The organism is Mycobacterium sp. SM1, from assembly GCF_018361265.1.
GTDB lineage: Bacteria > Actinomycetota > Actinomycetes > Mycobacteriales > Mycobacteriaceae > Mycobacterium.
Genome location: NZ_JAFLNH010000003.1, coordinates 621294 through 640844, shown reverse-complemented (window position 1 = coordinate 640844; position 19551 = coordinate 621294). Strand labels below are relative to the sequence as shown.

Sequence of the window (19551 nt, the reverse complement as noted above, 5' to 3'; positions counted from 1 at the left end):
TGGAAGTTTTGACACGCCTGTAAAACACCGCCGGCCCGCGGAATGTTCTCCGCTCACCGTGTGGCGGAGCTAACACCGCAAATTCGCGGTGCCGTCCGCGTGCACCGCGACCTTGGCACCGGCGATATCCTCATGCACCGTCACCTCGGCCGCTGCGGGGTCGGCGATTGTGGCCAGGGTGCGCGCGCCACCGGGCGTGCGGATCGCCAGAAACGCCTTTTCCGGCCGGCCCTCCCGATCAAACGGTGTGGTCCACGCCTCGACGGTGCCGACGCCCTCCCATTCGGTCACCGCCTCCCGCGCGGGCACTCGGTCGATCACCGGCTGCGGGTTTTCCCAACGGAATTCCCGCGGTGGCTCGGTGGCATACACACCAAAGCTGTGTTTGGTCAGGTAACCGCCGTTGGCGGTGACCAGCCCGCGCCGACCGGGGTTGGCCACCAGCAGCTCGGCCATGGTGGCGATGGCATGCGTGACGTAGTTGCTCCACGGACCACCGGCAAAGGTCAGTCCGCCGGTCACCGTCAGCGGGCGGGCGGGATCATCAATCGGCAGCCCGAGCTCGGCGGCGGCCACCTGGACGGCGGAGGGAAAGCACGAGTAGAGGTCGACATAGTCAATGTCGTCGATGCTCAGGCCCGCCAGTTCCAGCGCCCGCGCACCGGCGACGCGGATCGCGGGCGAGCGGTGTAGCTCGGCACGCTCGGCGATGGCGTAGGTGTCGTGCCCGTCGGTGCCCGCTTGCGGATAGACCCAGCGCTCGCTGGGCACCTGGAGGCGAGCCGCTTCCTCAACGGAGGTCAGGATCAGCGCGGCGGCCTGGTCGACCATGTTGTTGGAGTTCATCAACTTGGTGTAGGGCCAGCTGATCATCCGGTTCTGCCAGCTGGGCCGCCAGATATCGTCAGCGCTGACGGGCCGGCGGATCCACGCGTGCGGATTGTGCACCGCCACGGCGTTAAACCGTGCCCACAGCTCACCGATGCGTCTGCGGTGATCCTCCATCGGCTCACCGGCGGCGATGCGCAGCGCTTGCTCAACCATGGGGTAGACGTACGCCGGCCGGTCCAGCCGGATCCGCAGCTCGGCCGGGCCGGCCAGCGGAACATTGTCCTCGACAACCCGGGCCATCGGAACGGACTCGTCCTGACGCGTCCATCTCAGCTCGCCGCCCCGGGCACGCAGGTGTGTTTTGGTGCGCCAGGTTTCACCACCGGCTATGAGCACCACGCCGGCCCGCCCGTGCCGGATGTCCAGGCACGCCTGGTTGACCAGTGACTGCGGCACGTTGCCGCCGATACCGCTGTAGGTCGTGGCGGGATTGTCGGCGCCGATGCGCTCAGCGAGCAGCAGTCCAGGGTCGCGGTAGTGCGCCGAGAGCAGGTTGACCACCCGGATGCTGTCGACGGCCCGCAGCACCCGGGAAGCGGCGGCCTCCCGCGCGGCCGCCGCCATCAGGTCGACGGGCTCGATTCCAGCCGTTTCGTCGCGCTGGTTGACTTGGCCGTAGCCAATCAACACCGGGGTCTTGGGGTCGACGGGCATTGCGATGGGCACTGCGAAACCTTTCGCGATCATGTCGCGGCGCCGGGGGCGTCGCGACACGTTCCCGAACCTAACACCCCTCGAATCGCCCTGTGGGGGCCGGCGTCCGGGAATCCCGGCGCTGGGCGACGCCACCCGGTGATGGCAGGAGCGTGGGTATACTCGCGGCAAATGCTCAGCGACGTGACCGGGCTGGGCGGGGCACACCCGCTGGCCTCGCAGCTATCGGTGCTGCACCGATTCCGGATTCGCCTTGACGTCGCCGTTGTCGTGACGGTGCTGGTGCTAACGAACCTGGTCGCCCACTTCACCGTCCGGTGGGCAGGCATCGTGGCGGTACCGCTGGCGGCCGTTGGCTTGGTGATTCTGTTGCGGCGCACCGGCCTTGGGTGGGCCGACCTCGGCCTTGACCGGGATCACTGGAAATCCGGGGTAGCCTACGCGCTGGCCGCGGTGGGGATCGTCGCGTCGGCGATTGCCGTGGGCGCGCTGGTGCCGCTGACCCGACCGATGTTCATGAACAGTCATTACGTCACGATTTCCGGGGCGCTGATCGCGTCGATGATCGTCATCCCGCTGCAAACCGTCATCCCGGAGGAGCTGGTATTCCGCGGCGTGCTGCAGGGCGCGCTGCAGCGGGCCTGGGGATTTCGTGGTGTCGCGCTGGGGGGCTCGCTGCTGTTCGGCCTCTGGCACATCGCGACGTCGTTGCGGCTGACCAGCGGCAATGTCGGCTTCACTCGGCTGTTCGGCGGTGGCGTTGCCGGCACGCTGGCCGGTGTGCTGCTGGCCGTGTTGGCCACCGGGGCGGCCGGATTCGTGTTCAGCTGGCTGCGCCGGCGCAGCGGCAGCCTGCTCGCGCCGATTGCGCTGCACTGGTCGTGCAACGGGTTGGGCGCTCTGGCGGCCGCTGTGGTGTGGCAGTTATCCACGTGACGAGTCCATGTGAGTCGTGGCTCAGCCCGCCCCTGGCATCAGCAGCACGGCAGCGCCGGCGATGCGACCGGCGGAAAGGTCGGACAGCGCCCGATCAGCTTGCTCAAGTGGGTACTCCACAGTGGTGACCCGGATGCGATGCCGGCCCGCGAAGTCGAGGAAAGCGCGGGCGTCGGCGCGGGTGTTCGACGTCACCGAACGAACCTGGCGCTCCTGGAACAAGTGTCGTTGGTAATTGAGCCTTGGGATGTCGGTGAGGTGGATGCCGGCAATCGACAACGTGCCACCACGGTCTAACGCCTCCAGCGCGGGCAACACCAGATCGCCGACCGGGGCGAAGAGAATAGCCGAGTCCAGCGGCACCGGAGGCGGGTCGGCTGCCTCCTGCGCCGACGCAGCACCCAGCTCCAACGCCAATTCGCGGGCTTTCGCCCCCCGGGTCATCACGTGGACCTCGGCGCCCTGCGCCAATGCGACCTGCGCGGTGATGTGCGCGCTGCCGCCGAATCCGTAGATCCCCAACCGGCCGCCGGGCGGTAGCTCAGCGCGCAGCAGTGAGCGGTATCCGATGATGCCGGCACACAGCAACGGCGCCAGCTCGCTGTCACTGTATCCGTTTGGCAGATGGTGAGCGTAAGCGGCTGGGACGGTGGCGAATTCGGCATAGCCACCGTCAGCATCCCAGCCGGTGTAGCGCGACTGCGGGCACAGGTTCTCGCTGCCGCGCCGACAGTATGGGCACACCCCGCAGGTGTATCGCAGCCAGGCGATGCCCACCCGGTCCCCCACCGCGAAGCCGTCGCCGGCGTCAGCACCAACTTCGACAACCTCCCCCACCACCTCGTGCCCGGGTATCACCCCCGGGCGGCGCACCGGCAGGTCCCCCTCGGTCACGTGCAGGTCGGTGCGACACACCCCACACGCGTGCACGGCTACCAGCAGCTCCGCGGGGCCGGGGCGCGGCAGCTCGGTGCTCACCCGCTCGAGCGGATGGCTGTCCAAAGGGCCGGGCCGGCGAACCCGCCACGCACTCATCGTCGCTTTAGTCGACCCCATGACCATGCCCCAATACTGCCCCGCCCGCTGGCGGCGCACAGCCGATCGCCAAGATCGCTCATGCCCGGCCGAAAGATCCGCGGTCCCAATAGCATTCCCCACAGCACTGGGGAAGGTGCCCAATAGGGCGTGCCCGGGGCTCAGCCCAGGCAACGCCGTAGCCGTGGGCCCCTGCCCCGGTGCCAACCGTATCGCTAACGCTTAGGTCGCGCGGGTCGTCTGCGACGCGGGCGCGGCCGTGGGGCCGCTTGCAGGCCCTTGGCCCGCGGGTGCCGACGGCGGCACACCGGCGGCGGGCGCCGCGGGCGCCGGTGCGGGGGGTGCCGGTGGCGGAGCGCCAGGGGCGGGTGCGGGGGGCGCCGGCGGCGGGGGCGGTGGAGGTGGCGCCCAGGGCCGCACCGACTGGGCCAGTGTTACCGCCGCAGGCTTGTCCACGGGGTCGTTCGCGGTGCCAAGCCATACGACAAACCAGCGCTGCGGCGGCGAGGCGCTGGCCGCGTTGGGGGCGGTGGTGCCGATGACGCCGGCCCAGATCTGACCGTTCGGCTTGCTGGTGTCACTGAACTTGACCTCGTAGTAGGACGCACTGCCGGTCATCCCGTTGGCCTTCAGCGGCGTGCTTTCCTGATTGATTCGAGTGCCCGGGTAGGGCATGAAGAACTCGCCCATGTCCGAGGCCAGCCGCGTCGCCGCCTTCGCGTTGTCGGCTTCGGCGCTGGCGTAGAGCTTCTGATCCAACCTGCCGAGCACGATCCGGGTGTCGTTGGCGACCGGCGGCGGCTGCCCGGGTTGGGCGGGGCCGATTTGCTTGCTCAACAGCGCCGAGCCGTAGTCGAGGTGGGTAGCGTCTGACTCCACCCAGCCGGCGGGGATGACGAAGCTGAATCCACCGGGGGGATTGTCGACCCGGCCGGCATCCGGCGCGTTCGCTTCGATTGGCGGCTGGACGGCGTTCGGGTCGGTCGCAGGCGGGGGCGCGTTGGGATCGGCAGGCCCCGGCGCGGCATCCGGCGCCGCATTGGGGGCCGGCGAGGGCGACGCCGTCGTGGTGCCCGGCGCCGGGGGTGTGGGATCCGCGATCGCCGACGGCGCCGGTACGGCGATGGCCACAGCGGCCGCGCTGGCCGCCGCCGTGACCGCCAGCGCTACCCACGGGCCGTCGCGGCGCGTCGAGTTCGGATCCGCGTGCTTCATGCCGAAAAACCTACCGTGTTACCTCCGTGACGCAAGTGCGGCTTGCTGACGATGTGATTGCTGCCCCGCTGGTGCGCACCCGAGCAGCCACACGTATCCCGCTCCGGTCCCCGCTTCGGCGGGCGGGCGCGGGGCCGACACGGACCCGCCACCGCCACCGGGTAGCCACGGGGCAACCTCAAAGCTGTCTCGAAACGGTCTCGAAACGGTCCCGAAGCAGACCCGAAGCACAGGACTCCGCCGCCCCGCTAAGGGCTAGTTAGGGCCACGCTAAAGCCAAGTTAGGGCCGAATATTTATCCAAATGGTGCGCGCGTCGTGCCGGCCCGGAGTTCCCTGGCTAGCTACCGTCCAGTAACATCATGGCGATTGATGCCACCACGCGTCCGAACCCGGGCGCCGAGTCTCGGCAGGTGCGGGACGGCCCGGTGAAGCGGTGTCGAGGACAGGGAGGTCATGGCCATGGAGGTGCTGGTCACCGGCGGAGATACCGAGCTGGGGCGCACCGTCGCCGAAGGTTTTCGCGACGCCGGCCACACGGTGACGCTGACAGGTGCGCGCCGCGACGATCTCGAAGTCGCCGCCAAGGAACTCGACGTGGAGGCCATCGTCTGCGACAACACCGACCCTGCCAGCCTCACCGAAGCCCACGGGCTATTTCCACGCCACTTGGACACCCTTGTCAATGTGCCCGCACCGCGCTGGGATCCCGGCGGGCCGCACGGCTATTCCGTTGCGTCCCGGGCGTCCCTTGCGGACCTGGCTGGCGCCTGGCGCCACGCGCTGGACGACACGGCGCTGTCAGCGGTGCTGACCACCCAACTCGTGGCCGATCACCTGCGCTCCGGCGGCTCGATCCTCGCGGTGGTGCCCGAGAATGCGCGCGCGGGCAGCGCCCAGGCGGCGGCCAAGGCTGCGCTGGCGAACTGGGTCGCCGGGCAGGCGGGCGTGTTCGGCGCTCGCGGCATCACCGTCAACGCGATCGCGTGTGGGCGCGGCGCCGCGCCGGGGTATGCGGGTCTGTCCAGGGTCCCGCCGACGGTTGCGGCAGAGATCGCCCGGTTGGCGCTGTTTGTGACCTCCCCCGCGGCTCGCCATGTCACCGGGCAGATGTTGCATGTCAGCAGCGGTGCGCTGACTCGTTGCGGCTAGCGGACCGCTGCCGGTCAAACCCCGAGAGCGTCGGCCGTGGCAGCGGAGTGCCGCAGCTCGCCACGGCGGCTAGGCTGTGCACGGGACCGCCGTCACCGTCAAGGAGCAACCCCGCCTATGAGCCTATGACGCCTATGAGCCTATGAGTAGCCATCCCGGCGCAACTGCCAATCGTCGGCATCAAGTCGTCATCATCGGCTCCGGATTCGGCGGGCTGAACGCGGCCAAGACGCTCGCCCGGGCCGATGTCGACATCAAGCTGATCGCGCGCACCACCCACCACCTGTTCCAGCCGCTGTTGTACCAGGTGGCGACGGGCATCATCTCCGAAGGCGAAATCGCCCCGCCGACCCGGGTGGTGTTGCGCAGGCAGCGCAACGTCCAAGTGCTGCTCGGGGACGTCACCCGGATCGACCTCAGCCGCAAGGTCGTTATCTCGGATTTGCTGGGCCACAGCTACGAAACCGCCTATGACAGCCTGATCGTCGCCGCCGGGGCCGGTCAGTCCTACTTCGGCAACGACCACTTCGCCGAGTTCGCGCCCGGCATGAAATCCATCGACGACGCGCTGGAACTGCGCGGGAGGATCCTGAGCGCGTTCGAACAGGCGGAGCGCTCCCGCGATCCGCAGCGCCGCGAAAAGCTGCTGACCTTCACCGTCATCGGCGCCGGGCCCACCGGGGTGGAGATGGCCGGGCAAATTGCCGAGCTGGCCCGCCATACCCTAAAGGGGGTTTTCCGGCACATCGATCCCACCAAGGCGCGGGTGATCCTGCTCGACGCCGCGCCCGCGGTGCTGCCGTCGATGGGCGACAGGCTCGGCCGGAAGGCGGCCACACGGCTGAAGAGATTGGGCGTGGAGATCCAACTCGGCGCGATGGTCACCAATGTCGACCGCGACGGTATCACGGTCACGGACTCCGATGGCACCATTCGCCGCATCGATTCGGCGTGCAAGGTGTGGTCGGCCGGTGTTTTGGCTAGCCCGCTGGGTCGTGACCTCGCCGAGCAGTCCGGAGCCGAACTGGACCGGGCGGGGCGGGTCAAGGTGCTGCCCGACTTGACCATTCCGGGTCACCCGCAGGTGTTCGTGGTCGGTGACATGGCGGCCGTCGAGGGGGTACCGGGGGTGGCGCAGGGAGCCATTCAGGGAGGCAAGTACGCCGCTAACACGATCAAAGCCGAACTCGCCGGCGCCGATCCGGCGCAGCGGGAGCCGTTTCGGTACTTCGACAAGGGGTCGATGGCCTCGGTGTCGCGGTTCTCAGCGGTCGCCAAGATCGGCCGACTAGAGTTCAGCGGCTTTCTTGCCTGGTTGGCCTGGCTGGTGCTGCACCTGGCGTATTTGGTCGGCTTCAAGAATCAGCTCACCACGCTGCTGTCGTGGACCGTGACTTTCCTGAGCAACCGGCGCAGCCAGCTGACCATCACCGAACAGCAGGCGTTCGCCCGCACCCGGCTCGAGCAGCTGGCGGTACTGGCCGCCGAGGAGCGCCGCGGCGAAGCGCCGAAAGCCGGCTAACCGAACGGCTTTCCGGCTTGCCGGCTTTCCGTGCTTTCCGGCTTCCTGGCTTTCCGAAACCCGGCTGCCTGATCACGGGACCGGCTGGCGCACGCGAGCGGTCGCAGGCGCCTCCGCTCAGCCGTTGGCGAGCTGCCGGTGCAGGTTCTGCAACCGCACCTGACCGCGGGCCACCACCCGATCGGTGGCGTCGCTGATGATCACCAGCCAAAGCTGCTGACGGCGCCCCCGGTGCAGCGGTGTGGCGGTGCCATACACCGTGCCCGAGCCGATGGCGCGCAGAAAGTCGGTGTTGTTGTTGACGCCGACGACGTTGCCGCCGCCCTGAGTCGCCAGCCAGGCGTAGGCCGCGGCGCTGGCCAGGCTCTCGATCATCGAGCAGTAGACCCCGCCGTGCACGATGCCCATCGGCTGCAACAGCTTGGGTGTCACCTCCAGCTGCGCCCGGGTGGCGTCGGGACCGATCTCGGTGAACACCAGCCCCAGTTCCCGGTCGAACGGCGTGGGGAAATCCGGGGGACCGACCGGGGTAAGCGACGACGGCACGCCCATGTGTTTACACCTCGGAGGCTCGAAGCGCCGCAGCCGGGTTCACCTCCACCCCGATGATCAGATCGGGCAGGATTGCCGGTTGCGAGTGCCCGCCGATACGACCGCCGGTAGTAACCGGGTAGGCTGGTTGTCACCGACCGGAAGATGAGTGAACTATGCCCATGCCCAAGCTGACGCGGTTGGGAGACCTGGAACGCTCGGTGATGGATCACCTGTGGTCCGCGCCGGCACCGCAGACCGTCCGCCAGGTCCACGAAGCGTTGTCTGCGCGCCGCGACCTGGCATACACGACCGTGATGACGGTGCTGCAACGGCTGGCGAAGAAGAACCTGGTTTCCCAGATCCGCGACGAGCGGGCGCATCGCTACGCGCCGGTGCACAGCCGCGACGAGCTGGTCGCCGGGCTGATGGTCGATGCGCTGGATCAGGCGGCGGACTCCGGCAGCAGACACGCTGCGCTGGTGCACTTCGTCGAGCGTGTCGGCGCCGACGAAGCCGACGCACTGCGGCGCGCGCTGGCCGAACTGGAATCCGGCCACCGGCAATCCCGCAGAGCGCCGGGTCTGGAGACCGAGGGAGGCTGACAGCGTGTCTGCGCTGGCCTTCACCGTCCTTGCGGTGCTGCTGGCCGGCCCGGTGCCGGCGGTGCTGGCGCGGGCGGCGTGGCCGTTGCGTGCCCCGCGGGCCACGGTGGTGTTGTGGCAGGCGATCGCGCTGGCCGCGGTGCTGTCGGCGTTCAGCGCGGGCATCGCGATCGCCAGCAGGTTGCTGATGCCGGGCGCCAACGGCAGGCCTACCGCCGGCGTCATCGGTGACATCGCCGGGCTCGGCTGGCCGCTGTGGGCGCTGTATGTCGGGGTCTTTATGCTCACCGTGCTGATCGGCGCGCGGCTGGCGGTCGCTGTTCTTCGGGTCGCCGTCGCCACCCGGCGGCGGCGAGCCCATCACCGCATGCTCGTCGACTTGGTCGGCGTCGCGCACGACGCGGCGCCCGCCTTGGGCGCCCGCACCCGAAGCACCCGCGACCTGCGCGTCTTGGATGTGGCGCAGCCGCTCGCCTACTGCCTGCCCGGGGTGCGCAGCCGCGTGGTGGTCAGCGAGGGGGCGCTGAGCAGCCTCACCGACGACGAAGTCGCCGCGATCCTCAGCCACGAACGCGCCCACCTGCGCGCTCGTCATGACCTTGTGCTAGAGGCCTTCACCGCGGTGCACGCCGCGTTTCCCCGAGTGGTCCGCAGCGCCTGCGCGCTGGACGCGGTGCGGCTGCTGGTCGAGCTGTTAGCCGATGACGCCGCGGTGCGCGCCGCCGGACGTACCCCCCTGGCTCGGGCATTGGTCACATGCGCGGCCGCGCAGCCCCCGGCGGGCGCGCTGGCCGCCGGGGGCCCCACTACCGTGCTGCGGGTGCGCCGACTGTCGGGCCGCGGCAACAGCGTGGCGTTGTCGGCGGCCACCTACCTGGCTGCGGCGGCGGTGCTGGTGGTGCCCACTGTGGCGCTGGCCGTCCCGTGGCTTATCGAACTGCGCCGGCTTTTCACCGGCTAGCCGACATGGAGGCCACCTCCGAAGGAGGCGCGACAACATACATGGGCTCGACGCAACCGGGCACTGACGCCGCCACCGCCCAGATCGGGGTCACCGGTCTGGGTGTGATGGGCTCTAGCATCGCCCGTAACTTCGCCCGGCACGGCTACACCGTGGCCGTGCACAACCGGTCGGTCGCCAAAACCGATGCGCTGCTGGCCGAGCATGGCTCCGAGGGCAGCTTCGTGCGCGCTGAGACCATCCCCGACCTGTTGGCTGCGCTGGGAAAGCCGCGTCGTGTGCTGATCATGGTCAACGCCGGGGAGGCCACCGATGCCGTCATCGACCAGCTTGCCGCGGCCATGGATCCCGGCGACATCATCATCGACGGCGGCAACGCGCTCTACACCGACACCATCCGCCGCGAGAAGGCGATGGCGCGGCGCGGTCTGCACTTCGTCGGCGCCGGCATCTCCGGAGGCGAAGAGGGCGCGCTGACGGGGCCGTCGATCATGGCCGGCGGATCCGCGGAGTCGTATGCATCGCTGGGCCCCATGCTGGAAAAGATCTCCGCCCACGTCGACGGTGTGCCGTGTTGTGCCCACGTCGGCCCCGATGGGTCCGGGCATTTTGCGAAGATGGTGCACAACGGCATCGAGTACTGCGATATGCAGCTGATCGGCGAGGCCTATCAACTGTTACGCGACGGCCTGGGGCTCAGCGCACCGCGGATCGCCGATGTGGTCGCCGAGTGGAACACCGGCGATCTGGACAGCTATTTGGTGCAGATCACCGCGGAGGTGTTGCGACAGCCCGATGCCAAGACCGGCAAACCGCTGGTGGACGTCATCCTCGACGAGGCCGAGCAGAAAGGCACCGGTCGTTGGACCGTCCAGTCGGCGCTCGACCTGGGCGTGCCGGTGACCGGGATCGCCGAGGCGGTGTTCGCCCGTGCGCTGTCGGGCGCGGTCGGGCAACGCCGGGCCGCCGTCGGGCTGGCGGCGGGCAGGCTGGCCGAGCGTCCCGGCGACCCCGACACGTTCACCGAGGACATCCGCCGGGCCCTGTTCGCTTCGAAGATCATCGCGTACGCGCAGGGCTTCAACCAGATCCAGGCCGGCAGCGCCGAATACGGCTGGGGCATCGCGCCCGGCGATCTGGCGACCATCTGGCGCGGCGGCTGCATCATCCGCGCGAAGTTCCTCGACCGCATCAAAGCGGCCTTCGACGCCGACCCCAACCTGGCCACCCTGATCGTCGCGCCGTATTTCCGCAGCGCACTCGAATCGGCGATCGACAGTTGGCGGCGCGTGGTGTGCACCGCGACCCAACGGGGTATCCCGATCCCGGGCTTCGCCTCGGCGTTGTCGTATTACGATGCGCTGCGCGCCGAGCGGCTGCCCGCCGCGCTCACCCAAGCCCAGCGCGACTTCTTCGGGGCGCACACCTACCGGCGGATCGACGAGCCTGGCTCGTTTCACACGCTGTGGAGCGGGGACCGCAGCGAAATACCGGCGTAGCCGATCTAATAGGGGGCGCGAGCGCAACCAATGAGGTTTTTGGACGGGCACCGGCCCGGATACGACCTGACCTACGATGACGTGTTCATCATGCCCAACCGCTCGGATGTGGCATCCCGATTCGACGTCGACCTGTCGACCCACGATGGCTCCGGGACCACTATCCCGGTGGTGGTCGCCAACATGAGCGCGGTGGCCGGGCGGCGGATGGCCGAGACCGTTGCCCGACGCGGCGGGATCGTGATACTGCCGCAAGACCTTCCGATCACCGCGGTCAAACAGACGGTGGATTTCGTCAAAAGCCGTGACCTCGTCGTCGACACCCCGGTGATCCTGGGGCCCGACGACTCGGTGTCCGACGCGACCGCGCTGATCCACAAGCGGGCGCACGGCGCGGCGGTGGTGGTTTCCGACGGCCGCCCGATCGGCCTGGTGACCGAGGCGTCCTGCATGGGGGTGGACCGCTTCACCCGGGTGCGCGATGTCGCGGTCACCGACTTTGTGACCGCCCCGGCGGGTACCGATCCGCGTAAGGTTTTCGATCTGCTCGAGCACGCCCCGATCGACCTCGCGGTGTTAACCAGCGCCGACGGCACGCTGGCGGGGGTGCTGACCCGCGCCGGGGCGATCCGCGCCGGCATCTACACGCCGGCCGTCGACGCTACGGGGCGGTTGCGCATCGGCGCGGCGCTCGGCATCAGCGGCGACGCCGCCGCCAGGGCCCAGGCCCTGGTGCAGGCCGGTGTCGACCTGGTGGTGATCGACACCGCGCACGGACACCAGGAGAAGACGCTGGAGGCGATCAGGGCGGTCAGCTCGCTGGAGCTGGGCGTGCCCCTGGCCGCGGGCAACGTGGTGTCCGCCGAGGGCACCCGAGACCTGATCGGCGCGGGCGCGAACATCGTCAAGGTCGGTGTCGGCCCCGGTGCCATGTGCACCACCCGCATGATGACCGGGGTGGGACGGCCCCAGTTCTCCGCCGTTCTCGAATGTGCCCGTGCAGCAAAAGAACTCGATGCCCACGTGTGGGCCGACGGCGGCGTCCGCCACCCGCGGGACGTGGCGCTCGCGCTGGCTGCCGGTGCGTCGAACGTGATGATCGGCTCGTGGTTCGCCGGCACCTACGAATCCCCCGGCGACCTGATGCGTGACCGTGACAACCGTCCGTACAAGGAGAGCTACGGAATGGCGTCCAAGCGGGCGGTGGTCGCCCGCACCGCCGCGGACAGCGCCTATGACAGCGCTCGCAAAGCGTTGTTCGAGGAAGGGATTTCGACGTCGCGGATGGGACTGGACCCCGACCGTGGCGGCGTTGAGGATCTGATCGACCACATCACCTCCGGGGTGCGCAGCACCTGCACCTACGTCGGCGCTGCGACGCTGGCGGAATTGCACGAGCGTGCCGTGATCGGCGTGCAGTCCATCGCGGGTTTTGCCGAGGGCCATCCGCTGCCCTTCGGCTGGTGACCCGCTCGTGGCGGAGGTTGGCGGTGGCGGCGGTGGTCTTCGCTAGCATGTGAGCTTCAAGCCGCAGCAACGCGCTGTGCGGCATCGAGCGAAAGGGATCACGTGCCGCAGGCACCCGTTGAGGCCGTGGGCTTCCGGGCCAAGCGGTCGCCCGGGTTATTGCACCGATGAACATCACCGTCACCGTGCTCAGCCTGATGGCTATCGCGGTGCTCACCGCGGGCACCGCGATGTTTGTTGCCGCCGAATTCTCGCTGACCGCCCTGGAGCGCAGCACCGTCGAAGCCAACGCCCGCGGCGGTGACCGCCGAGGGCGCTACCTCCAGCACGCACACCACACGTTGTCGTTTCAGCTGTCCGGTGCCCAGCTGGGGATTTCCATCACCACTTTGGCGACGGGCTACCTCACCGAGCCCATGGTTGCCGACCTGCCGCACCCGGTGATGGATGCCCTGGGGGTACCCGACCGGGTCGCGGACGGGATCACCGCGTTCGCGGCGTTGGCGGTCGTCACGTCATTGGCCATGGTGTTCGGCGAGCTGGTGCCGAAAAACCTCGCCGTGGCGCGCCCGCTTCCCGTCGCCCGTGCCGTCGTGGGCCTGCAGCTGGCGTTCGCCTGGCTCATGACGCCGACCATTCGGCTGACGAACGGAACGGCGAACTGGATACTGCGACGGCTGGGTGTCCAGCCCACCCAAAAGCTGCGGTCCGCCCGCTCGGCGCAGGAGCTGTTGTCGCTGGTGCACACCTCGGCGCGCAGCGGCACCCTGGACCCCACCACAGCGGGGCTGGTACGCCGATCACTGCAGTTTGGCGCGCTGACAGCCGAGGAGTTGATGACACCCCGGTCGAAAGTTGTGGCGCTGCAAACCGGCGACACCGTCGCCGAGCTGGCGGCCACCGCCGCGGAAACGGGGTTCTCCCGCTTTCCGATCGTGGACGGCGACCTCGATGACCCCGTCGGCATCGTGCACGTCAAACAGATTTTCGAGGTGGCTCCCGAGGAGCGCGCCCACACGCCGCTCACCGCTATCGCCAAGCCGGTGGCGGTGGTGCCGTCGACGCTGGACGGCGACGCGGTGATGGCCCAAATCCGCGGTAGTGACCTGCAGGCCGCGCTGGTGGTCGACGAGTACGGGGGCACCGCGGGCATGGTCACGATGGAGGATCTGATCGAGGAGATCGTGGGCGACGTCCGCGACGAGCACGACGACGCCACCCCCGATGTGGTGGCCGCCGGCGGCGGATGGCGGGTCTCCGGCCTGTTACGCATCGATGAAGTGGCCGCGGCCACGGGCTATCGGGCTCCCGAGGGCGAATACGAGACGATCGGCGGGCTGGTGCTGGCGCGGCTCGGCCACATTCCAGCCGTCGGCGAGACGGTGGAACTGGTGGCATTCGACCCGCAGGGGCGTGCCGATCACCCAGCGCACTGGCTGGCGACCGTGGTGCGGATGGACGGCCGGCGCATCGACCTGCTCGAGCTCCGGCCGGGTGGCGGGGGGAGCCGGCGCGAGCGGAGGCACCGATGACGGATGTGCTGCGCGTGCTGCTGACCGTCGTGCTGATTGGCACCAACGCGTTCTTCGTGGGGGCGGAATTCGCGCTCATCTCGGCGCGCCGCGACCGGCTGGGAGCGCTGGCCGAACACGGCAAACGCCGCGCCGTCACGGCGCTGCGAGCCGGTGAGCAACTTCCGCTGATGTTCGCGGGCGCCCAGCTGGGAATCACGGTGTCCTCGATCCTGCTGGGCCGCATCGGCCAGCCCGCGGTGGCCGATGTGCTGGAGCGGCCCTTGCGCGCGGCGGGGCTCTCCGATGGGCTGCTGCAACCGGTGTCGTTCGTGGTGGCGCTGGTCGTCGTGGTGACGTTGCACGTGCTGCTGGGCGAAATGGTGCCGAAGAATATCGCCATCGCCGGCCCGGAGCAGGCCGCAATGCTGTTGATCCCGCCCTATTTGGCCTACCTGAGGGTGGCCGGCCCGGTTATCCGGTGGTACAACTGGTGCGCCCGGGTAACTTTGCGGGCGCTGCGGGTGGCGCCCAAGGACGAGTTCGACGTCACCGTCTCCACCGTCGAACTCAGCGAGATGATCGCCGAATCGGTGTCGGAAGGGTTACTGGATCGCGAGGAGCACACCCGGCTCACCCGGGCGCTGCAGATTCGCAACCGCGTGGTCGCCGACGTCGCGGTGCCGCTGGCCGATGTTCGGGCGGTGCCGGTGGCCACCGAGGGCTCCGGACCGATGGTCGCAGCGCTCGAGCGAGCGCTGGCCGAGACCGGCTACTCGCGGTTTCCGGTGCAGGGCGCAGACCGCAACTTCGTCGGGTATGTGCACATCAAGGACGTGTTGGCACTCGCCGACGATCGGCACGCCGTGGTTGATCTGGCGGCGGTGCGCCCGCTGCCACTGCTCGGCGAGTCGACGCCGCTGGCGGAAGCCCTCTCGCAGCTACGCCGCACCAATAGCCATCTGGCGCTGGTGACCGCCGCGAACGGCGCTGTGGTCGCGATGGTGGCACTCGCCGATTTGGTGGGTGAGCTGGTCGGCGCCGCGGGTGACGGAACGCGCCAGGTCTGACGTGGCACGGGCCGGACGTGTCTCGGGTCGGGCGGAACTCCGCACCCGCTGCGGGCTGGATGACGTCAGCAACGACGAGTACCCTCCGATGGTCGCCGACCGGTGGGAACCCCGGAGGCGCCCCGACGGAGCGTTGCCAGCGGCCGGTTACAGAACATGCCCCGCCCCTTGGGGCGGTATCGCCGCCCGGTGTGACCTGCCGGAGCGGGGTTGCGAAACGTGGTGGTCGTGCCGCGGCCGGTAGGCTGAGCTAGTTGCCGGTGAGTTGCCGACGAGGAGGGTACTTGATGACCGATCGCGTGCCGGTGGGAAACCTGCGCGTCGCCCGCGTGCTCTACGACTTCATCAACAACGAGGCTCTGCCCGGTACCGACGTCGACCCGGACGGTTTCTGGGCGGGCGCGGACAAGGTCATCACCGACCTCACCCCCAAAAACCAGGAGCTGCTGGCTCGCCGCGACGAGCTGCAGGCTCAGATCGACCGGTGGCACCGCCACCACGTCATCGAGCCGCACGACTCGGAGGCCTACCGTCAATTCCTCACCCAGATCGGCTATCTGCTGCCCGAACCCGACGACTTCACCATCACCACGTCCGGTGTCGACGACGAGATCGCCGTGACGGCCGGCCCGCAGCTGGTGGTGCCGGTGCTCAACGCGCGGTTCGCGCTGAACGCGGTCAACGCCCGCTGGGGCTCGCTGTATGACGCGCTGTATGGCACCGATGTCATCCCGGAGGCCGGGGGCGCCCACCGGGGTGCCGGCTACAATCCCGTGCGCGGCGAGAGGGTAATCGCCTATGCCCGCAAGTTCCTCGATGACGCCGTTCCGCTGGGCAACGGCTCCTGGTCGGAGGCCACGGGTCTGTCCGTCGAGAGCGGCCAGCTGGTCGTCGCCTTGGCCAACGGGCTGCGCACCACATTAGCGACCGGCGGCCAGCTCGCCGGCTACACCGGCGAGCCCGAGACACCGGCGTCGGTGCTGCTGGTCAACCACGGCCTGCACATCGACATCCTCATCGATCCGCATTCGCCGATCGGCACGACCGACCGCGCCGGGATCAAAGACGTGATCCTGGAGTCGGCCATCACCACGATCATCGACTTCGAGGACTCGGTGGCCGCCGTCGACGCCGACGACAAGGTGCACGGCTACCGCAACTGGCTGGGCCTGAACAAAGGCGACCTGACCGCAGAGGTCACCAAGGACGGCAGGACCTTCACCCGCGTGCTCAACGGCGATCGCCGCTACACCGCGCCCGACGGCAGCATGTTCACCCTGCCCGGGCGCAGCCTGATGTTCGTGCGCAACGTGGGCCACCTGCTGACCAACGACGCCATCGTTGACAGCGACGGCAACGAGGTGTTCGAGGGCATCATGGACGCGTTGTTCACCGGCCTGATCGCGATCCACGGGCTGAAGGCCAGCGATGTCAACGGGCCGCTGGTCAACAGCCGCACCGGTGCCATCTACATCGTCAAACCGAAGATGCACGGCCCCGAGGAAGTCGCGTTTACCGGCGAGCTGTTCAGCCGGGTCGAAGACGTGCTGGGGTTGCCGCAGACCACCCTCAAGGTCGGGGTGATGGACGAGGAGCGGCGCACCAGCGTCAACCTGAAAGCCTGCATCAAGGCCGCGGCCGACCGGGTGGTGTTCATCAACACCGGTTTCCTGGACCGCACCGGCGACGAAATCCACACTTCGATGGAGGCCGGGCCGATGGTGCGCAAGGGTGCCATGAAAACCCAGCCGTGGATCCTTGCCTACGAAGACAACAACGTCGACGTCGGGCTGGCGGCCGGGTTCACCGGCCGCGCTCAGATCGGCAAAGGCATGTGGACCGCAACCGAGCTGATGGCCGACATGGTCGAGCAAAAGATCGCTCAGCCCCGCGCCGGCGCCAGCACCGCGTGGGTGCCCTCACCCACCGCGGCCACCCTGCATGCGTTGCACTACCACCAGGTCGACGTGCTCGCGGTGCAGCGGCAACTTGCCGGCCAGAAGCGCACCACCATCGACCAGTTGTTGAGCATTCCGCTGGCGAAAGAACTGGCCTGGGCTCCGGAGGAGATCCGCGAAGAGGTCGACAACAACTGCCAGTCGATCCTGGGCTACGTGGTGCGCTGGATCGACCAGGGCGTCGGCTGTTCGAAGGTGCCCGACATCCACAACATCGCCTTGATGGAAGACCGTGCCACGCTGCGGATCTCCAGCCAATTGCTGGCCAACTGGCTACGCCACGGGGTGATCACCGCCGAGGACGTGCGGGCCGGTCTGGAGCGGATGGCCCCGATGGTCGACCGGCAGAACGCCGGGGACCCCAACTACCGGCCGATGGCGCCGCACTTCGATGACAGCATCGCGTTTCTGGCTGCTCAGGACCTGATTTTGGCCGGGGCACAGCAGCCAAACGGCTATACCGAGCCGATTCTGCATCGGCGCCGGCGGGAGCGTAAGGCCCGCGACCACGCGTGATCGCTGGGCGCGGCGGGCCGGCCCGCCGCCTGGCTAGACTCGGAATGCAGCCGACAACGGGGCGAGCGATGGTGGGTCGACGGCGTCAACGGAGAGGAGTCGGACACCGGCATGGGTAGGCACAGCATGCCCGAGCCCGGGGATTCGGCCGGCGAGCCGTTTGACGCGGACCCGGATTTCCCCAACCCTGCCAACGGGCCGTTCCCGGCCGCGGCGCGGCCCACCGGCGGTCATCGCAGCGGTGCGCAGTGGCGCGGCGGCCACCGCGGCGAGGGCGGCCGACGCGGGGTCAGTATCGGGGTGATCGCCGCCCTGGTTGCTGTGGTCGTGGCGGTGGCGACGGTGATTGCCTGGCGCTTCTTCGGGATGGCGCTGTCCAACCGCGCCCAGCTGGCTGCCGGGCGCTGCGTCGGCGCCAAAGAGACGGTGGCCGTCATCGCCGATCCCGCCATCGCCGAAGCGGTCCAGGAATTCGCCGAACGGTACAACACGACGGCAACCCCGGTGGGTGACCGCTGCGTCGCGGTGAGCGTCAAACCCGCGGGCTCCGAGGCCGTCGTCAATGGCTTCCTCGGCGACTGGCCCGCCGACCTTGGCGCCCGCCCCGCGCTGTGGATTCCGGCCAGCTCGGTTTCGACGGCGCGGCTGACTGCCGCCGCGGGCCGGCAAACCGTCAGCGACAGCCGCTCGCTGGCAACCTCGCCGGTGCTGCTGGCGGTCCGGCCCGAACTCCGCCGAGCCCTTGCCCAGCAGACGTGGGCGACGCTGCCCGGCCTGCAAACCGCACCCGATGCGCTGGCGGCTTTGCACCTGCCGGGGTGGGGATCGCTGCGGCTGGCCTTGCCGGTCAGCGGGAACGGTGATGCCGCCTTTCTGGCCGCGGAGGCGGTTGCCGCGGCATCGGCGCCTCCCGGGGCACCGGCTACCACCGGGACCGGTGCGGCGCGCACCCTGGTTGACGCGCAACCGAAACTGCCGGACAACTCCCTGGCAGCGGCTTTGAACGCGCTGCTTGCGCCCGGTGACCCGGCCGTCGCGCCGGTGCACGCGGTCGTCACCACCGAGCAGCAGCTGTTCCAGCGCAGCCAGGCGACGCCCGAGGCTGAGAGCACGTTGAGCTCCTGGCTGCCGCCCGGGCCGGTCGCGGTTGCCGACTATCCGACGGTGCTGCTGCGGGGTTCGTGGCTATCGCCCGAGCAAGTCACCGCCGCCAGCGCGTTTGCCCGGTTCATGCACAAGCCCGACCAGCTCGCGGTGCTGGCCAAAGCCGGCTTCCGCGTGCCCGGCGTGAAGCCGCCCCCCAGCGACGTCACCAGCTTTGCGGCGCTACCCTCGACGCTGGCGGTGGGCGACGACCCGCTGCGCGCCACCCTGGCCGACGCGCTGACCGCTCCGCCGAGCGGGCCCGCCGTGATCATCATGCTGGACCAGTCGATGGCCACCGAAGAGGGTGGCCATACCCGGCTGGCCAATGTGATCGGCGCGCTGGGCGACCGGATTAGGGCGCTGCCGGCGACGTCGGTGCTCGGGCTGTGGAGCTTTGATGGCATCGAAGGGCGCACGGAGGTGCCCAGCGGTCCGTTAGACGAGCCCGTACACGGTCAGCCCCGCTCCCAAGCGCTGCTGGCCGCGCTGGACAACCAGCATTCCATCCCCGGTGGAGCGGTGTCGCTTACCACTTTGCGGTTGGTTTACCGCGACGCGCTGGCCAATTTCCAGTCGGGCCGCCCTAATTCGGTGCTGGTCATCACCGCCGGACCGCACACCGACCGAACGCTGGACGGGCCGGGGCTGCAAGCCTTCATCCGCCAAAGCGCAGACCCGGACAAGCCGGTGGCGGTCAACATCATCGACTTCGGCAGCGACCCCGACCGACCGACCTGGGAGGCGGTGGCCCGGCTCAGCGGCGGCGGCTACCAGAACCTGGCGACCTCGGCCTCTCCCGAGCTGGCCGCGACGGTGGCCCGCTTCTTGGGCTGACAGCCAGCGGCTCTCGCCCCCCGGTGCGCCGGTCTCGGCCGATCCGCCC

Annotated in this window: 15 protein-coding genes; 11 read left to right on the top strand and 4 right to left on the bottom strand. The window is 69.1% G+C overall.

Features of this window, described 5'->3' with window-relative positions; translation table 11 throughout:
* Positions 1-69: 69 nt before the first annotated feature.
* Positions 70-1545 (bottom strand): acetyl-CoA acetyltransferase, encoded by a 1476-nt coding sequence (locus MSM1_RS15975; RefSeq protein WP_213444542.1) that lies wholly within the window; start codon positions 1543-1545, stop codon positions 70-72.
* A 171-nt stretch (positions 1546-1716) separates the two neighbouring features.
* On the opposite strand from MSM1_RS15975, the gene MSM1_RS15970 reads away from it, so the two are divergent.
* Positions 1717-2481: a CPBP family intramembrane glutamic endopeptidase gene (locus MSM1_RS15970; protein ID WP_213444244.1), complete on the top strand. Its 765-nt coding sequence runs from the start codon at positions 1717-1719 to the stop codon at positions 2479-2481.
* A 21-nt stretch (positions 2482-2502) separates the two neighbouring features.
* Here the strand turns inward: MSM1_RS15970 and MSM1_RS15965 are convergent, their stop codons facing one another.
* Positions 2503-3543 (bottom strand): zinc-binding alcohol dehydrogenase family protein, encoded by a 1041-nt coding sequence (locus tag MSM1_RS15965; protein WP_213444242.1) that lies wholly within the window; start codon positions 3541-3543, stop codon positions 2503-2505.
* A 195-nt stretch (positions 3544-3738) separates the two neighbouring features.
* Positions 3739-4731 (bottom strand): APA family fibronectin-binding glycoprotein, encoded by a 993-nt coding sequence (locus MSM1_RS15960; protein ID WP_213444240.1) that lies wholly within the window; start codon positions 4729-4731, stop codon positions 3739-3741.
* 455 nt (positions 4732-5186) lie between these two features.
* Between MSM1_RS15960 and MSM1_RS15955 the strand changes: the two genes are divergently transcribed.
* A complete protein-coding gene (locus tag MSM1_RS15955) occupies positions 5187-5882 on the top strand; it encodes an SDR family oxidoreductase (protein WP_213444238.1) in 696 nt (231 codons plus the stop codon).
* A 142-nt stretch (positions 5883-6024) separates the two neighbouring features.
* Positions 6025-7404, top strand: coding sequence for an NAD(P)/FAD-dependent oxidoreductase (locus tag MSM1_RS15950; protein WP_213444236.1), 1380 nt, complete (start codon positions 6025-6027; stop codon positions 7402-7404).
* A gap of 117 nt (positions 7405-7521) precedes the next feature.
* On the opposite strand, the gene MSM1_RS15945 is transcribed toward MSM1_RS15950, so the two are convergent.
* On the bottom strand, positions 7522-7956 hold the full coding sequence (locus MSM1_RS15945) for a PaaI family thioesterase (RefSeq protein WP_213444234.1): 435 nt from the start codon (positions 7954-7956) through the stop codon (positions 7522-7524).
* 161 nt (positions 7957-8117) lie between these two features.
* Here MSM1_RS15945 and MSM1_RS15940 point away from each other — a divergent pair, with 161 nt between their 5' ends.
* The 8 genes from MSM1_RS15940 to MSM1_RS15905 all read left to right on the top strand — a co-directional run bounded on the left by MSM1_RS15940 (position 8118) and on the right by MSM1_RS15905 (position 19502).
* Positions 8118-8540: a BlaI/MecI/CopY family transcriptional regulator gene (locus MSM1_RS15940; protein WP_213444541.1), complete on the top strand. Its 423-nt coding sequence runs from the start codon at positions 8118-8120 to the stop codon at positions 8538-8540.
* A gap of 4 nt (positions 8541-8544) precedes the next feature.
* Positions 8545-9501, top strand: a complete 957-nt coding sequence (locus MSM1_RS15935; RefSeq protein ID WP_213444232.1) for a M56 family metallopeptidase — start codon at positions 8545-8547, stop codon at positions 9499-9501.
* Between the two features lie 41 nt (positions 9502-9542).
* Positions 9543-11000, top strand: coding sequence for an NADP-dependent phosphogluconate dehydrogenase (gene gndA / locus MSM1_RS15930; RefSeq protein WP_213444230.1), 1458 nt, complete (start codon positions 9543-9545; stop codon positions 10998-11000).
* 30 nt (positions 11001-11030) lie between these two features.
* Positions 11031-12467, top strand: coding sequence for a GuaB1 family IMP dehydrogenase-related protein (locus MSM1_RS15925; protein ID WP_213444228.1), 1437 nt, complete (start codon positions 11031-11033; stop codon positions 12465-12467).
* Between the two features lie 167 nt (positions 12468-12634).
* Positions 12635-13999 (top strand): hemolysin family protein, encoded by a 1365-nt coding sequence (locus MSM1_RS15920; RefSeq protein ID WP_213444226.1) that lies wholly within the window; start codon positions 12635-12637, stop codon positions 13997-13999.
* Positions 13996-15048, top strand: coding sequence for a hemolysin family protein (locus tag MSM1_RS15915; RefSeq protein WP_213444224.1), 1053 nt, complete (start codon positions 13996-13998; stop codon positions 15046-15048). The genes MSM1_RS15920 and MSM1_RS15915 overlap by 4 nt, the downstream gene beginning before the upstream one ends.
* A 287-nt stretch (positions 15049-15335) precedes the next feature.
* Positions 15336-17522: a malate synthase G gene (locus tag MSM1_RS15910; protein WP_213444222.1), complete on the top strand. Its 2187-nt coding sequence runs from the start codon at positions 15336-15338 to the stop codon at positions 17520-17522.
* A 111-nt stretch (positions 17523-17633) separates the two neighbouring features.
* Complete coding sequence (locus MSM1_RS15905; RefSeq protein ID WP_213444221.1) at positions 17634-19502, top strand: substrate-binding domain-containing protein; 1869 nt, start codon at positions 17634-17636, stop codon at positions 19500-19502.
* Positions 19503-19551: the final 49 nt, after the last annotated feature.

Excerpts from the sequence above, each read along its gene's own strand:
- MSM1_RS15975 (WP_213444542.1), bottom strand. The coding sequence starts at position 1,545 with ATGCCCGTCGACCCCAAGACCCCGGTGTTGATTGGCTACGGCCAAGTC.
- MSM1_RS15970 (WP_213444244.1), top strand. The coding sequence starts at position 1,717 with ATGCTCAGCGACGTGACCGGGCTGGGCGGGGCACACCCGCTGGCCTCG.
- MSM1_RS15965 (WP_213444242.1), bottom strand. The coding sequence starts at position 3,543 with ATGGTCATGGGGTCGACTAAAGCGACGATGAGTGCGTGGCGGGTTCGC.
- MSM1_RS15960 (WP_213444240.1), bottom strand. The coding sequence starts at position 4,731 with ATGAAGCACGCGGATCCGAACTCGACGCGCCGCGACGGCCCGTGGGTA.
- MSM1_RS15955 (WP_213444238.1), top strand. The coding sequence starts at position 5,187 with ATGGCCATGGAGGTGCTGGTCACCGGCGGAGATACCGAGCTGGGGCGC.
- MSM1_RS15950 (WP_213444236.1), top strand. The coding sequence starts at position 6,025 with ATGAGTAGCCATCCCGGCGCAACTGCCAATCGTCGGCATCAAGTCGTC.
- MSM1_RS15945 (WP_213444234.1), bottom strand. The coding sequence starts at position 7,956 with ATGGGCGTGCCGTCGTCGCTTACCCCGGTCGGTCCCCCGGATTTCCCC.
- MSM1_RS15940 (WP_213444541.1), top strand. The coding sequence starts at position 8,118 with ATGCCCAAGCTGACGCGGTTGGGAGACCTGGAACGCTCGGTGATGGAT.
- gndA (WP_213444230.1), top strand. The coding sequence starts at position 9,543 with ATGGGCTCGACGCAACCGGGCACTGACGCCGCCACCGCCCAGATCGGG.
- MSM1_RS15925 (WP_213444228.1), top strand. The coding sequence starts at position 11,031 with ATGAGGTTTTTGGACGGGCACCGGCCCGGATACGACCTGACCTACGAT.
- MSM1_RS15920 (WP_213444226.1), top strand. The coding sequence starts at position 12,635 with ATGAACATCACCGTCACCGTGCTCAGCCTGATGGCTATCGCGGTGCTC.
- MSM1_RS15915 (WP_213444224.1), top strand. The coding sequence starts at position 13,996 with ATGACGGATGTGCTGCGCGTGCTGCTGACCGTCGTGCTGATTGGCACC.
- MSM1_RS15910 (WP_213444222.1), top strand. The coding sequence starts at position 15,336 with ATGACCGATCGCGTGCCGGTGGGAAACCTGCGCGTCGCCCGCGTGCTC.
- MSM1_RS15905 (WP_213444221.1), top strand. The coding sequence starts at position 17,634 with ATGGGTAGGCACAGCATGCCCGAGCCCGGGGATTCGGCCGGCGAGCCG.